Origin of the sequence: Agrobacterium pusense, assembly GCF_013285525.1 — a bacterium.
Taxonomy (GTDB): Bacteria; Pseudomonadota; Alphaproteobacteria; order Rhizobiales; family Rhizobiaceae; genus Agrobacterium; species Agrobacterium pusense.
Genome location: NZ_CP053857.1, coordinates 1,864,633 through 1,878,663, shown reverse-complemented (window position 1 = coordinate 1,878,663; position 14,031 = coordinate 1,864,633). Strand labels below are relative to the sequence as shown.

12 protein-coding genes and 1 pseudogene are annotated in these 14,031 nt (G+C 59.7%); 5 read left to right on the top strand and 8 right to left on the bottom strand.

Features of this window, described 5'->3' with window-relative positions:
- Window positions 1–78 precede the first annotated feature (78 nt).
- Window positions 79–255 carry a hypothetical protein gene (locus HQN82_RS22135; protein ID WP_004444725.1) on the top strand — a complete coding sequence of 59 codons (177 nt, stop codon included), beginning with the start codon at window positions 79–81 and terminating at the stop codon, window positions 253–255.
- A gap of 126 nt (window positions 256–381) precedes the next feature.
- On the opposite strand, the gene katG is transcribed toward HQN82_RS22135, so the two are convergent.
- Complete coding sequence (katG, locus tag HQN82_RS22130; RefSeq protein ID WP_022563808.1) at window positions 382–2,553, bottom strand: catalase/peroxidase HPI; 2,172 nt, start codon at window positions 2,551–2,553, stop codon at window positions 382–384.
- 205 nt (window positions 2,554–2,758) lie between these two features.
- Here katG and HQN82_RS22125 point away from each other — a divergent pair, with 205 nt between their 5' ends.
- Window positions 2,759–3,667, top strand: coding sequence for a hydrogen peroxide-inducible genes activator (locus HQN82_RS22125; protein WP_173615950.1), 909 nt, complete (start codon window positions 2,759–2,761; stop codon window positions 3,665–3,667).
- A 19-nt stretch (window positions 3,668–3,686) separates the two neighbouring features.
- On the opposite strand, the gene HQN82_RS22120 is transcribed toward HQN82_RS22125, so the two are convergent.
- Window positions 3,687–4,229 (bottom strand): NUDIX hydrolase, encoded by a 543-nt coding sequence (locus tag HQN82_RS22120; protein ID WP_173615949.1) that lies wholly within the window; start codon window positions 4,227–4,229, stop codon window positions 3,687–3,689.
- Window positions 4,230–4,342: 113 nt separating this feature from the next.
- Between HQN82_RS22120 and HQN82_RS22115 the strand changes: the two genes are divergently transcribed.
- The 3 genes from HQN82_RS22115 to ku (HQN82_RS22105) all read left to right on the top strand — a co-directional run bounded on the left by HQN82_RS22115 (window position 4,343) and on the right by ku (HQN82_RS22105) (window position 6,870).
- Window positions 4,343–4,987 (top strand): DUF47 domain-containing protein, encoded by a 645-nt coding sequence (locus tag HQN82_RS22115; protein WP_022563805.1) that lies wholly within the window; start codon window positions 4,343–4,345, stop codon window positions 4,985–4,987.
- On the top strand, window positions 4,987–5,991 hold the full coding sequence (locus tag HQN82_RS22110; RefSeq protein WP_004444749.1) for an inorganic phosphate transporter: 1,005 nt from the start codon (window positions 4,987–4,989) through the stop codon (window positions 5,989–5,991). The genes HQN82_RS22115 and HQN82_RS22110 overlap by 1 nt, the downstream gene beginning before the upstream one ends.
- Before the next feature lie 87 nt (window positions 5,992–6,078).
- Window positions 6,079–6,870: a non-homologous end joining protein Ku gene (gene ku / locus HQN82_RS22105; protein ID WP_022563803.1), complete on the top strand. Its 792-nt coding sequence runs from the start codon at window positions 6,079–6,081 to the stop codon at window positions 6,868–6,870.
- Between the two features lie 9 nt (window positions 6,871–6,879).
- Here ku (HQN82_RS22105) and ligD read toward each other — a convergent pair.
- The 6 genes and pseudogenes from ligD to HQN82_RS22075 form a co-directional block, all read right to left on the bottom strand.
- Window positions 6,880–7,809, bottom strand: a pseudogene (gene ligD / locus HQN82_RS22100) (non-homologous end-joining DNA ligase); the annotation flags it as partial.
- A 64-nt stretch (window positions 7,810–7,873) separates the two neighbouring features.
- A complete protein-coding gene (gene ku / locus HQN82_RS22095; RefSeq protein ID WP_022563801.1) occupies window positions 7,874–8,701 on the bottom strand; it encodes a non-homologous end joining protein Ku in 828 nt (275 codons plus the stop codon).
- Window positions 8,698–8,985 carry a hypothetical protein gene (locus HQN82_RS22090; RefSeq protein WP_004444758.1) on the bottom strand — a complete coding sequence of 96 codons (288 nt, stop codon included), beginning with the start codon at window positions 8,983–8,985 and terminating at the stop codon, window positions 8,698–8,700. Before HQN82_RS22090 ends, ku (HQN82_RS22095) begins: the two co-directional genes overlap by 4 nt.
- 41 nt (window positions 8,986–9,026) lie before the next feature.
- Entirely contained in the window at window positions 9,027–9,920 is an 894-nt protein-coding gene (locus HQN82_RS22085) for an SDR family oxidoreductase (protein WP_022563800.1), read from the bottom strand.
- Window positions 9,921–10,165: 245 nt separating this feature from the next.
- Complete coding sequence (locus tag HQN82_RS22080) at window positions 10,166–12,505, bottom strand: bifunctional diguanylate cyclase/phosphodiesterase (RefSeq protein ID WP_022563799.1); 2,340 nt, start codon at window positions 12,503–12,505, stop codon at window positions 10,166–10,168.
- Window positions 12,506–12,690: 185 nt separating this feature from the next.
- On the bottom strand, window positions 12,691–13,794 hold the full coding sequence (locus HQN82_RS22075; RefSeq protein WP_048902936.1) for a hypothetical protein: 1,104 nt from the start codon (window positions 13,792–13,794) through the stop codon (window positions 12,691–12,693).
- Window positions 13,795–14,031 lie beyond the last annotated feature (237 nt).

Below are 14,031 nucleotides of genomic sequence, written 5' to 3'. Positions count from 1 at the left end.
TCTCCCCCCAAATGGCTGGAACCTCTGCCCGGGACGACCGTTGAATTCCTGACAGGAACCAAACGAGGGAGATTATTCATGGACCGCAACAAGGAACCCGGCGACTTCGCAGAGAAGAAGCGCGAGGAACAGGGCCGCGGCGTCATCGTCGCCGGACCGGATGCCCACGAGAATGAAAAGAGCGGCAGAACCCCGTCGCAAGGGGCGGAGAAATCATCCCCGGAGCGTCCGGTGCCGTCTTCCGACCGTCGGTGAGCCGCCGCCGCGTCCACCACATTTGCGCAACGCGTGTGAGGGCGCCAAGCCGATCTACGAGAAGTCGAAAACAAAAGCGCCTCCCCGATCACTCAGGGAGGCGCTTCTTAGTGGCAAACAGGCTCGTTACAGAAGATCGAAACGGTCCGCGTTCATCACCTTCGTCCAGGCGGCGATGAAGTCGCGGACGAATTTTTCCCTGTTGTCGTCCTGTGCGTAGACTTCCGCATAGGCACGCAGGATCGAGTTCGAGCCGATCACGAGATCGACACGAGTGGCGGAGTATCGTGCCACGCCAGTCCTGCGGTCACGAATCTCATAGAGATTGTTGCCGGTCGGGACCCAGGAATAGGCCATATCCGTCAGCGTCGTGAAGAAGTCGGTCGTCAGGGCGCCGGGCTTGTCAGTGAACACGCCATGTGCCGCACCGCCATAATTGGCGCCGATGACGCGCAGGCCGCCGATCAGCACTGTCAGTTCCGGCGCAGTCAGGCCGAGAAGCTGGGCGCGGTCCAGCAGCAGTTCTTCGGGGCTGACAACATAGTCCTTCTTGATCCAGTTGCGGAAACCATCCGCCAGCGGCTCTAGCGGAGCGAAGCTGTCAGCATCCGTCTGCTCGGCGGAAGCGTCGCCGCGGCCCGGTGCAAACGGCACGGCGATATCGAAGCCAGCCGCTTTCGCGGCCTGTTCCACGCCGTAATTGCCGGCCAGAACGATGACATCCGCGATGCTCGCACCGGTTTCACGGGCAATCGGCTCGAGAACCGAAAGCACATGGGAAAGACGGGCGGGCTCGTTGCCTTCCCAATCCTTCTGCGGGGCAAGACGGATACGTGCACCATTGGCGCCGCCGCGCTTGTCCGAACCGCGGAAGGTGCGGGCACTGTCCCAGGCGGTCGCAACCAGATCTGCGACCGGAAGACCCGAAGCGGCGATCTTGGCCTGTACGGCAGCCACATTGTAGCTCGTGGAGCCTTCAGGCACCGGGTCCTGCCAGATCAGGTCTTCTGCGGGAACGTCCGGTCCGAAATACCGGGATTTCGGCCCCATGTCACGGTGCGTCAGCTTGAACCAGGCGCGGGCGAAGACTTCTGAGAAATGATCCTGATCATCCTTGAACTTCAGCGAAATCTCACGGTAGATCGGATCGACCTTCAGTGCCATGTCGGCATCGGTCATCATCGGGATGGTGCGGATCGAGGCATCCTCGACGTCAACAGGCTTGTCTTCTTCGGCAATGGTGATCGGCGCCCATTGCGATGCACCGGCGGGGCTGTGCGTCAACGTCCACTCATGCTTGAACAGCATGTCGAAGAAGCCATTGTCCCACTTGGTCGGATGGCTCGTCCACGCGCCTTCAATACCCGAGACGACCGTATCACGACCGATGCCGCGGCCCTTGGTGTTGATCCAGCCGAGGCCCTGATATTCCGGGCCTGCGGCTTCGGGATCAGGGCTGAGATTGGCCGCGCTGCCATTGCCGTGCGACTTGCCGATCGTGTGGCCGCCGGCGGTGAGCGCCACGGTTTCCTCGTCGTTCATGCCCATGCGCGCGAAGGTCTCGCGCATCTGCGCGGCCGTCGCCAGCGGATCGGACTTGCCGTTCACGCCTTCGGGATTGACGTATATGAGACCCATCTGCACGGCGGCAAGCGGGTTTTCCAGCGTTTCCGGCTTTGTCACGTCGCCGTAACGACCGTCGCTCGGCGCCAGCCATTCCTTTTCATCACCCCAATAGGTGTCCTTTTCCGGAGCCCATATGTCTTCACGGCCGAAGGCGAAGCCGAAGGTCTTCAGGCCTGCAACGTCGTAGGCAATGGTGCCGGCGAGCGCGATCAGGTCTGCCCAGGAAATCTTGTTGCCGTACTTCTTCTTGATTGGCCACAGCAGGCGGCGGCCCTTGTCGGTGTTGACGTTATCAGGCCAGGAATTCAGCGGCGCAAAACGCTGGTTGCCGGTGTTGGCGCCGCCGCGGCCGTCCGTTACGCGATAAGAGCCGGCGGCATGCCAGGTGACACGGGCCATCATACCCACATAGCTGCCCCAGTCAGCCGGCCACCAGTCCTGGCTGTCGGTCATCAGGGCCCGAAGATCGGCCTTGAGGGCCTCGACATCAAGCGTCTTCAGCGCTTCGCGATAGTTGAAGGAGGTGCCAAGCGGATTGGTCTTGGTGTCGTGCTGGTGAAGAATATCGAGGTTCAGCGCGTTCGGCCACCAGTCGGTCACCGATTTGCCGGAAGCCGTATTGCCTCCGTGCATGACGGGACATTTGCCAGCCGGTTTTGAAGTTGCGTCCATTTCGCCCTCCGATGGGTTTAGCAATTAAACAAAATAAGTTCGACACGGGCAGCGGTATGAATCAGCGTTCGCAACGGGTTACTGCCAACCGCAGCGACACCGACGGCCTTTCACAGCTACAGCCTCTTTCTGTCATGATGATGACTAGCAGGCGGGTTCCATAATTTCCAATTGTATATTCTAAAGGGTGCGATATGCTGAGCTTATGATTGCGCTCTCCATGAAACATCTCCGCTATTTTGACGCTCTGGCCAAGATCGGCCATTTCGGGCGTGCTGCCGAGGCCTGCGCCATTTCGCAGCCCGCCCTTTCGCTCCAGATCCGTGAACTGGAAGAACTGATCGGCGCACCGCTGGTCGAAAGAGGCAACCGGCAGATCAGGTTGACCGCTCTTGGCGAGGAGTTTGCCGAGCGCACCCGCGCGATCCTTCAATCGGTCGATGAGCTGCAGGATCTGGCGCGGGCTCGGCACGGGCCGCTCAGCGGCCGCCTGCGCATCGGCGTCATTCCGACCGTTGCCCCCTATCTCCTGCCGCAGGTCATCAAGACGCTCACCCGGCATTATCCCGGACTGGAAGCACGCCCGCGCGAGGCGGTGACGCAAAAACTGATCGAGGACCTTCTGGAGGCCCGGCTGGACATGGCCATCGTCGCCCTCCCCGTCTCGGAACCGTCGCTGGAGGAAATCCCGCTGTTTTCCGAGGAATTCATCCTGGTGCGGCCGATGGAGGATGCAGGCATGCCGGTGCCGAGCGCCGACAAGCTGGGCGAAATGCGCCTGCTGCTTCTGGAGGAAGGCCACTGTTTCCGCAATCAGGCGCTATCCTTCTGCAGCACCACGAATGCGCCGCCCCGCGTGCTGATGGAGGGCAGCTCACTATCCACGCTGGTGCAAATGGTCGGCGCCGGCATCGGCGTCACACTCATTCCACAAATGGCCGTCGACATGGAGACAAGGCAGTCCACGGTCTCGGTCTTCCGTCTGGCGGAACCGCGACCGTCCCGCACCATTGGTATCGTGTGGCGGAAGAGTAACCCGCTTTCGGCGCAGTTCGCTCATATTTCGGAGATCGTCCGAGACTGTGGTCTTCAGAAGCTCGGCCTCACATCCTGATGGCTACGATCTCAGGTCTTCATGCACTTCGGCCTTGCGGGCCCTTCCGTTTGCCCTTTGGCCTGAAATCGACCAGCAGCGATTTCAGCTCGATATCCCTGACCCTTCTTGCGGCCTCGTCCGGGCGAACCCATTCCACCAGGCGCTCGCCACGCTCCTTGAATTTGGTTTCCGCGCCCGTCACCTCGATCTGAAACACGTCCACGACGCAGGGCACGACTTCGCCATCATCGAGCATCTTGAGATAGGTATAGCGGCCGACCGCTTCCTTTCTGACCCGGCCACGAACACCGGCCTCCTCCCAAGCCTCAATTGCCGCGGCCTCATGGGGCTTCTTGCGCTTCATCGGCCAGCCGCGCGGAATGATCCAGCGACCGCTGGTGCGTGAGGTAACGAGCAGGATTTCGACATTGTCATCGCCCCCGCCATATCTAAAGCACAGCGCAGCATATTGGTGCCGGAAAGCGCCTGTGAAGAGCTTTTCGGGAACCGCAGCAAGCTGCTGAAGCAATGTCAGGGGGCGGGCCGGGCGGGATTTCCGGCTTTTTTTCGTCGATTTCATATCCGTTGATAGTGCTGATTTTCCGGGTTGCATCAATGCCCCGCGTGCATTTATGACAGTTTTATGACAATTACCCCCCACAACATTAAAAGCGCCACTGAGGGCCAATTCGCATGATGAGCTTTTTCCGCAAACTGATGCCGCGCGAGGATCGTTTCTTCGACCTGTTCAGCAAACATTCCGAAACCGTCATCAAAGCGGCCGAAGCCCTGGACAGCCTGTTGAGCGGCGTCGATGTCGAAAAGAACTGCGATCTCATCGTTGCCCTCGAACATCAGGCGGACGACATCACCCGCGACGTGTTGCTTGCGGTGCGACGCAGTTTCATTACGCCTTTCGACCGCGGCGATATCAAGGACCTTATCCAGTCCATGGATGACGCCATCGACATGATGCACAAAACGGTCAAAACCATCCGTCTCTTCGAGCAGAGCGAATTCGACCCGCTGATGAAGGAGATGGGCCATGAGATCGTGCGCGCGGCTAGCCTGATCGCAGAGGCCATTCCGCTTCTCGAAAAGGTCGGCACCAATGCCCAGCGCCTGTCATCGATCGCCGAAGAGATCACCCGCGTCGAGGGGCGCTCCGACGACCTGCACGACCAGGGACTGAAAGACCTGTTCCGCCGCCATGGCGCCGCCGGCAATGCCATGGCCTATATGATCGGCAGCGAGATCTACGGCGAACTCGAAAAGGTGGTTGACCGCTTCGAGGATGTGGCCAACGAGATCAGCGGCATCGTTATCGAGAACGTCTGATGGATGTCGCACTTGCACTGCCGCTGCTTGTCGGCCTCATCGCCATTGCACTGTTCTTCGATTTTCTGAACGGTCTTCACGACGCCGCAAATTCCATTGCCACGATCGTTTCCACCCGGGTGCTGCGGCCGCAATATGCCGTTGCGTGGGCGGCCTTCTTCAATTTCATAGCCTTCCTCTTCTTCGGCCTGCATGTGGCGGAAACGCTCGGGACCGGTATCATCGATCCGGCCATCGTATCTCCGCAGGTGATTTTCGCGGCGCTGATCGGCGCGATCGTCTGGAACATCGTCACCTGGATTTTCGGCATCCCCTCCAGTTCGTCGCACGCCTTGATCGGCGGCCTCGTTGGCGCAGGTCTGGCAAAGGTCGGCTTCAATTCCATCGTCTGGTCGGGGCTGCTGAAGACAGTCGGCGCAATCTTCATGTCACCGGCTATCGGCTTTTTCCTCGCGCTGCTTCTGGTGCTTGCGGTATCGTGGCTTTTCGTGCGGCAGACGCCCTTTGCAGTCGATCGCACCTTCCGCGTCATGCAGTTCATCTCCGCCTCGCTATATTCGCTGGGCCATGGCGGCAATGACGCGCAGAAGACCATGGGCATCATCGCCGTGCTGCTGTTCAGCCAGGGACATCTCGGGGAGAGTTTCTACGTGCCTTTCTGGGTGGTGATTTCCTGCCAGTCTGCCATGGCGCTCGGCACCTTGTTCGGCGGCTGGCGCATCGTGCATACGATGGGTTCAAAGATCACGCGGCTCAACCCGATGCAAGGTTTCTGCGCTGAAACCGGCGGCGCATTGACACTGTTCGGCGCCACGTGGCTCGGCATCCCGGTCTCCACCACGCATACCATCACCGGTGCCATCGTCGGCGTCGGGGCCGCACGGCGCGTCTCCGCGGTGCGTTGGGGACTGGCCGGCAACATCGTCATCGCCTGGATCGTGACCATGCCGGCCGCGGCACTGATTTCCGCTTCCGTTTACTGGCTGACGTCGCTGTTCGGCTGACTCCCTGCCCCATCGGCCCCTCCCGGAACAAAAACCACACCGTGGCGGTTTGATCCGGGAGATCAACGGGCAAGCGGATCGCGGGAAATGGCACGTCAGGTTTTCTGGAAGGGTTATCTGAAGCTCTCGCTGGTGACGGCCTCCGTATCGCTGACACCTGCAACGACAGAAGGCAACAAATACCGCTTCCACGTTCTCAATCGCAAGACCGGCAATCGCGTCGAAAGCCGTTATGTCGACAGCGTCACCCATCGCCCCGTTGCGGCGAAAGACCAGGTGAAGGGTTTTCCCCGTGGCGAGGACGATTATGTGCTGCTCGAGGATGACGAGATCGATGCCGTAGCGCTCGAAAGTACCCGCACCATCGATATCAAGACCTTCGTGCCAAAAGGCTCCATAGACTGGATCTGGTACGACCGACCGCACTTTCTTCGCCCGGAAGACAAGATAGGCGCCGAAGCCTTCAGCGTCATTCGCGAGGCCATGACGGCAAACGGCGTTTTCGGCATTGCCCGGCTTGTGCTCTACCGGCGGGAACGGGCCGTGCTGCTGGAACCTTCCGGTAAGGGCATCATCCTGTGGACATTGCACTACGGCGAGGAGGTGCGCGAAAGCATCGACGCTCTCGACCCGAAGATGAAACTTGAAAAGCCGCTACTGCAGGCCATGGAAAAACGCATTTCCAGCCAGATGACGGAGTGGAAACCGACGTTGGTTCAGGACCCGATCCAGAAAAAGATCAAGTCGCTGCTCAAGAGCAAAGGCAATGAAGCGCCCGCCTCGAACAAGAAGGCCGGCACCAAGGCCCGAACCGGCGGCAGCGTCATCAACATCATGGACGCTTTGAAGAAAAGCATCGCGGCCGAAAAGAAGCGCTGAGACGCGGTCTTAGCGCGCCTTTTTCGGCAAAACCTCCGCGGCGGCAAAAAAGCCCTCCCAGGGATCATTCTTCAGTGCGGAAAGACGTGGCCCGATATTGTTGACCGTGAAGTGGGCAGGACCGATATCGGCCGTGAGTTCGGACCATTCGAGGGGGGCGGAGACCGCCGCACCCGGCCGCGCCCGGGTCGAATAAGGCGCCACCGCGGTATTGCCGCGACCGTTGCGCAGATAGTCGATGAAAATCCGGCCTTTGCGTTTTGCCTTGGTTGCGACCGAGAGATACCTGTCCGGCTCGGCCTTCGACATCTCTGCGGCCATGGCTTTGGCAAATGCCTTGACTGCCGTCCAGCCCGCCTGCGGCTTCAGCGGGGCAACTACATGAAGCCCCTTGCCGCCTGATGTCTTGACGAAAGCTGCCAGACCCGCCGCTTCAAAACGCCGCTTCAGTTCGAGCGCCGCTTCTATCACATCCTCCCAGGAAACATCCTCGGCGGGATCGATATCCATGGTGATCATATCCGGCTTTTCCCAGCTTGCGGTGGTCGCTCCCCACGGGTGGATTTCAAGGGCGGCCGACTGCACGAGCGCCATCATGCCGTCAAAATCGGTGATGCGGATTAGTGGTTCGCCGGCCTTGTCCTTGGGATCCCTGATCTGTTCGATGGCCTTGTTGATGCCGCGCCAGGCGTGTTTCTGGAAAAACCGCTGCCCTTCTATACCCTCCGGGCAGCGCAGCAGCGCCAGCGGCCTGTTGACCACGAAGGGCGCCATCTGCTTCCAGACCTGGGCATAATAATCGGCAAGACCTTCCTTCGTCACGCCGTCATCCGGCCAGTAGAGGCGCTCCGGGTGAGTGAACTGGATGGCAGACTGCGGCGGCCTGGTGTCGTTCACGGCCTTCTCCTCGCGTTCAATTTCTTGAGCAGGCTTATCCTTCGTCCTTTTGGGCTCAGGGTCTTATCGAAGCTGCCTTTGGCGTTATCGGTCTGCAATCCATGGATCAGCTCGCTTTCCGCGACGTCTTGCGGCCTGACGGCTTTGCTTTTTTTCCAGCGTCTTCCCTTGCGCTGCGACGAAGCGCCTCCTTGAGATCAATCACATTGTCATGTTTCTGCGGCGCCCGCTTGCGGATTTCCCGGCCTTCAATCTTGGCTTTCACCAGCTCCGCAAGGGCATCGTTGTAACGGTCGCTATAATCGGAGGGATCGAAGGTGCCGGCCCGCGTTTCGATGATATGACCGGCAAGTTCCAGCATTTCGTCATCGAACTCGATGTCCGGGATGGATTTGAAGACGGTGTTCTCTGCCCGAACCTCGTAACCAAAGTTCAGCGTGGTTGCGACGAGCGCCCTGCCGCTCGGCCGGATGAGGACCACGCGGTTACGCCGGAACAGCACGGCCTCTCCGAGGGCAGCAACATTTTCGTCTTCCATCGCTCTGGCGAGAAGCGTCAGCGCCTCCTCGCCACCTTCCTGTGTGGGCGCTAGATAATAGGACCTGTCGAAATAAAGCTTGTCTATGTCGTCGCACTGGAGGAAATGCCGGATACGGATGACCTTGTCATTTTCCGGCATCAGCTTTGAGATTTCGTCACCCTCGATGACGATGTAATCGCCATTATCGCGTTCGTAGCCCTTGACCTGCTCGTCCCGTTCGACCGCCTCGCCGGTATCACTATCCACATATTGCCGCTCCACGCGGTGCCCCGTCTTGCGGTTGACGATGTTGAACGAGATTTTCTCCGACGAGGTGAGCGCGGAATAAAGACCGATTTCACAATTCAAATCACCAAAGACCAAATGGCCTTTCCAGCTTGCCCTCCTGGTCATGACGCCCGCCCGTGATTGTCGTTACGCGACGAGCGGCCGCCATTCCGGTCTGCGGCAAGAATGCGCTCGATGGCAGGAACGTCCGCTTCCGCAAGAACCGGGACAGGGTCGGAGGCCATGGCCTCCAGCACTTCAGGGGAAAGGCCGCCATTGCGAATGACCCATTCCATGGCCTCTCTCGTCTGCCTCTCCGCCTTCAGCTGCGCGTAAAGGGCCAATATCAGCCGGTCGCGTACATCGAAGGGTTTTGCGTCCGTTTGTGAACGTCGTTCGTGCCTTTTCATGTCTGCTCCTCGACCAGCCAGCTGACGCCAAAGTCATTGCCTCAGGCAATACCCTTGCCGCCGGTCACGCCGTAAACCTCGCCATTGATAAAACTGCCGTCCTGCGATGCGAGCAGGACATAGACCGGCGCAAGCTCCACCGGCTGGCCGGGGCGGCCAAAATCGCTATCCTTGCCAAAATTGCGCACCTTTTCGGGGGGCTGGCCGCCGCTCGGTTGCAGCGCCGTCCAGAACGGGCCCGGTGCGACAGCGTTGGCGCGCACACCCTTGTCTATCAGCTGCTTCGCGAGCGCTTTGGTGTAGGCAACGATGCCCGCTTTTGTGGTCGCATAATCCAGCAGGATTGCGGAAGGCTCGTAGGCCTGTATCGAGGCCGTGGTTATAACGGAAGCGCCTGGCTTGAGATGCGGAACGGCGGCCTGCGCAATCCAGTGAAGAGCATAAAGATTGGTCTTCATCGTGCGGTCGAAATCTTCGGTCGACAGCTCCTCGATATTCTCGCGATATTGCTGTCTTGCGGCATTGATTACCAGAATATCCAAGCCGTTGAGATCGCCAGCCGCTTTTTCGACCAGTTCGCGACACCACGCTTCATCGGTAATGTCGCCGGGTAACGCCACCGCCAGACGGCCTTCCGCCTCGATGAGCGCGACCACCTCCTCGGCGTCGGATTCCTCTTCAGGAAGATAGGAGATCGCGACATCCGCTCCTTCTCGTGCGAAAGCGATTGCCACCGCACGGCCGATGCCGGAATCGCCGCCCGTTATCAGCGCCTTGCGACCGGCAAGTTTTCCCGAGCCCCTGTAGCTCTTCTCCCCATGATCCGGCAGGGGCGTCATGTTGGTCACGAGACCCGGCATCTCCTGCTCCGGCGTTGAAAAAGGCGGGCGCGGATACTGGCTGCGCGGATCCTGGGGCTCGAGGCGGTCTGTCATTGCGGGCTCTCCCAATAAAAGGTGTCCATTCGTCGCGCGCGGCCCGGGAAAAGCTGATCCGACAGCTTTGTCCGGGCGGTTGTCCGGCGCCGGAAGTGGCAGCGACAACACGGCGCGCCACACGCAATCCTAACGATCTGCGCAGGCTCTCGTTCCATGAAATCAGGCTGGGAGGATGAATGGCCGAGCGTGGAGGCCGACATGGAGATGGCCGGCAGCGCGCCCCACGCGCTGCCGCGCCTTCCTCAAACAGTATATTTCTTCCGCGTGGTTGTACCCGCGGCCTGTGCCGGCGCCACATCCGGCTTGCCAAAGAGATAGCCCTGAGCCTGCGCGCATCCTTCATCGACGACCATGCGATATTGCGCATCGGTTTCGATTCCTTCCGCCGTTACCGGCAGATCGAGGCTGCGGCCAAGGCCAATAACCGCGCGCACGATGGCACGGGCATTGTCGTCATCGCTCATGGCGGCAATGAAGCTGCGGTCGATCTTGATCTTGTCGAAAGGGAAGCTCTGCAGGTTGCTGAGCGAAGAATAACCCGTACCGAAATCATCCATGACAATGGCAACGCCAAGCGCTTTGAGCTGGGTCAGAATTGTCAGCGTCGCCTTTCGGTCTTTCAGCAGGGCAGCTTCGGTGATCTCCAGTTCCAGCCGGTTGGGCGAAAGGCCGGTCTGCATCAGGATGGTGCAGACGACATGGCCCAGATTGGCCAGGGAAAATTGCAGCGGCGACACATTGACCGCGATTTTCAGATGCGGCGCCCAGGTGTTCGCCTGACGGCAGGCCTCGCGCAGCACCCATTCGCCGAGCGAGATGATGATACCACTTTCCTCGGCGATCGGGATGAACACGTCCGGAGGCACCACGCCTCTTGTGGGATGCTGCCAGCGCACCAGCGCCTCATAACCGACGACCTCACCGCATTCGACGGAAAGGACCGGCTGGTAATTCAGCACGAGCTCATCACGATTGATTGCCAGCCTCAGATCCGTCTCGAGCTGGCGACGCTCGCGCGCCTCCTGATCCATCAGTGGGTCATAAAAGGCCAATATGCCACGGCCGCCCATCTTGGCCCGATAAAGCGCGAGATCGGCGGCATGCAGGATGCTTTCGTCGTCTTTTCCGTCGCGTGGAAAGACGGCAATACCGATGCTGACACCGACGGCGGTCGGATCATTGGCGGCATTCATTTTCAGGGCGAACATGGCGAGGATCGTCTCGGCAAGCAGGCGCGCTTCTTCCGCCTTGGTATGCCGCGCGGTCAGAATGACGAACTCATCACCACCGAGCCGGGCGACCACATCGCCAGATCTCGCGCATTCATCGAGAATCGCCGCGACTTTCTTGAGAACCCTGTCGCCTTCGGCGTGGCCGAATATATCGTTGACCGCCTTGAAGCGGTCGAGATCGAGCGCGAGCAGCGCAAATTCGTCGCCCTCGCCGCAATGTTCGATCTGCTGGCGCAGCCGCGTCTGGAACATGGTGCGATTGGAAAGGCCGGTCAGCACATCGTGGCGGGCAAGATATTCGATCTCCCGCTGCGCCTCACGCTTCTCCGTCAGGTCTCGAATGGCCATGACCTCGCAGGGACGACCTCGGTATTCGATGGTGCGCACTGCGAGTTCGAACACCTGCGCGCGGTCGGCGCGCTCACGTATGGCCTCTACGGGCGCATTACGGGGCACATAGACGGGTTGCCCATCCGTGGCCCGAAAAAGTTCATCGGGATTCTTTCCGACCAGCGACGTTTCATCGCGTCCCAGCAGGCCTGCGAAACGCGTGTTCAGCTCGACGATGCGGCCATCGCGCACGACCGCAAGGCCGTCCAGTGTCGCGTCGACGAGACCCTTGAGGTCGACGAGATACCGGTCCACGAGCGCCGCGGTTGCAGTTGCGGAAAGGATCAGGAATGTCACGCCGGAAACCGCGCCGATCATGATCAGCCGGCCGAGATTGTCGGGGTCTGGTCCGGAAATGGAGGGATCGGGAGAGAGAACGGTGGCCGACACGGCAGTGAAATGCAGTGCGCAGATTGCAAGGATCGACGCGGCGGCGGGAAAAACGATGCGCTCCCAGGCGCCGAGGCGGTGAAACAGCCAGGAGGACAGCAGAAAAAACGCCCAGGCGACGGCAAAACCGCCAAAAACAGCCCCCCAATCGTAGCTGACCGTGGCGGCGACATCTATTCCCGCCATTCCGACGAAATGCATGACGGCAACGGACAGCGTCAGCAGGGTGGCAGAAATCACCGGGCCGTAGATTGCCTGCGTGCGGGCATTGAGCGCCAGCCAGAAGCCGAGTACGGCAAGAACGGCCGAGAGAGCGGTGAAGGAAAAATCGAAACCGATGGGAACAGTGCCCTTATAGGCGAGCATGGCCACGAAATGAGTGGCCCAGACGCTGAGCCCCGCCGCAAAGGCGGCAACCAGGACCCAATAGGGCTTTCGGTCGGAAGGACTTTCCTCAGCGCGCAACAAGAGGTGAAAAAAGGCGAGCATTCCAAGCAGACAGATCAATGCCGCAAGAAGCACGATCTCCCGATCGTGTTGGACGGCAACGCATTCCAGCACCGTGAACATGATGCACTCTCCCAGCCTCTGAAGAACCGCTCACGATGGCACTATGAAAGTGGTTTATTTATAAATCTCTAATGCAACTATTGATATCTGCCTCTTCTCAACAAGAATCCTGAGTAGAGTCCGGGCCGGTGTGCCAGGCTGTAACGCTTTTGGCAAACCGACCCGACTGCACAAAGGAAAACCCTTTATTTCCAGCTTTGATAATCCGCGGCGGCGCAGCCAAACGGAGCCCGGCCGTCAGAGAAGCGTTCTTGCAGGCGGGCGCAGCCCCACTCGTTGAGTGCCGCCGGCAGCATGTTGTTGATGTCCATGCCGGGGGAATTGAATTGCGACGGAGCGCTTGTGACATACCACAGCCAGTAGCCCATCACCGCCACGATGATGACGGCGAGGATGGCGACGAAAGTCCCGAGCCTGCGCAGGAGACCGGGCCCCTTGTTCATCGACGCGGCCTGGGCGGCGGCAGCCTCCTGTGTCTCGTGCGCGACCATCGGGGCGAGCGATGCGAGAGCTTCCGCTCGCTCCTGTTCCGTCAGGTCGATCCGCTCCAGCTGATCGTCAAGCAGAACAGGCAAGGCGCCGTTACCATGCAGGACTGCAAGCGCCACATCCTGTTTGCCGGTATTGCCGATGACAACTGGAATGCGACCCCGTTCCAGATGCGTGAAGGATTGCCGCTTGGTTTTATCGTCTCTGACCGTATCGGCATAGGTCACGAAAAGACGGCTGCGTTTTTCGGCAACGGCCGTCAGCGCCACCGGAATAACGGTCAAGGGCGCCGGGTTGCGTAGCTGCAGGCGGACCCGCAGCATGCGGACAAGTGTGAACAGCATGGCGAGACTGCCGAAACCAAGCAGAAAGACGAACACGCCGAGTGTGATGATGCGGTTCCAGAGCATGTCCAGACCCAGCGAAATCGTTGCGAGTTCCGGGTTCTTCGCGGAGATGACCAGCCCGGTTTCGTAATCGCCGGAATGGAGATCAACGAACATGACCTCGACATCCTTCTTGTAGCTCACGCCCGCATGGTCGTAGGAAAGATCGGCCTTGCAGGTCGTGAAGATCGCCTTGCGTGTCTTGCAGCTGCCGCTGATATCGCCGTTTTCAATCTCCAGCGGATCCTGGCTGATCTTGTAGTCACGCACGACGCCCGGGCCTTCGGCTACCAGCATGACAATCGTGATTACGAGAAGCACGGGAACGGAGAAATAATAGGCTGCCGGCACCGAAATGACGCCACGTTTGAGGCTGAGTGGCCGAGACGGAAGTTTTATCTGTGCAAGGTTCATAGTCGTCAACGCATTCTTCGGGAGGTAGGTGAGCGGAGTTCGCGACTCTCGCCCGACGGAAGGAAAAGTTACCGCACGGTCTAAACCGATGAAGTCCTTGAGAAAACCCCCTGAAATTACGGGATGGTGCGCGACTCCCGTATAGGCGCTGTATTCCTGGTCAATGTGCGGGAGAAGACTCTGGCGCATGGGCCCAGTCACGCATAAAAACGGGCGGTAAAACCGCCCGTCACCTGT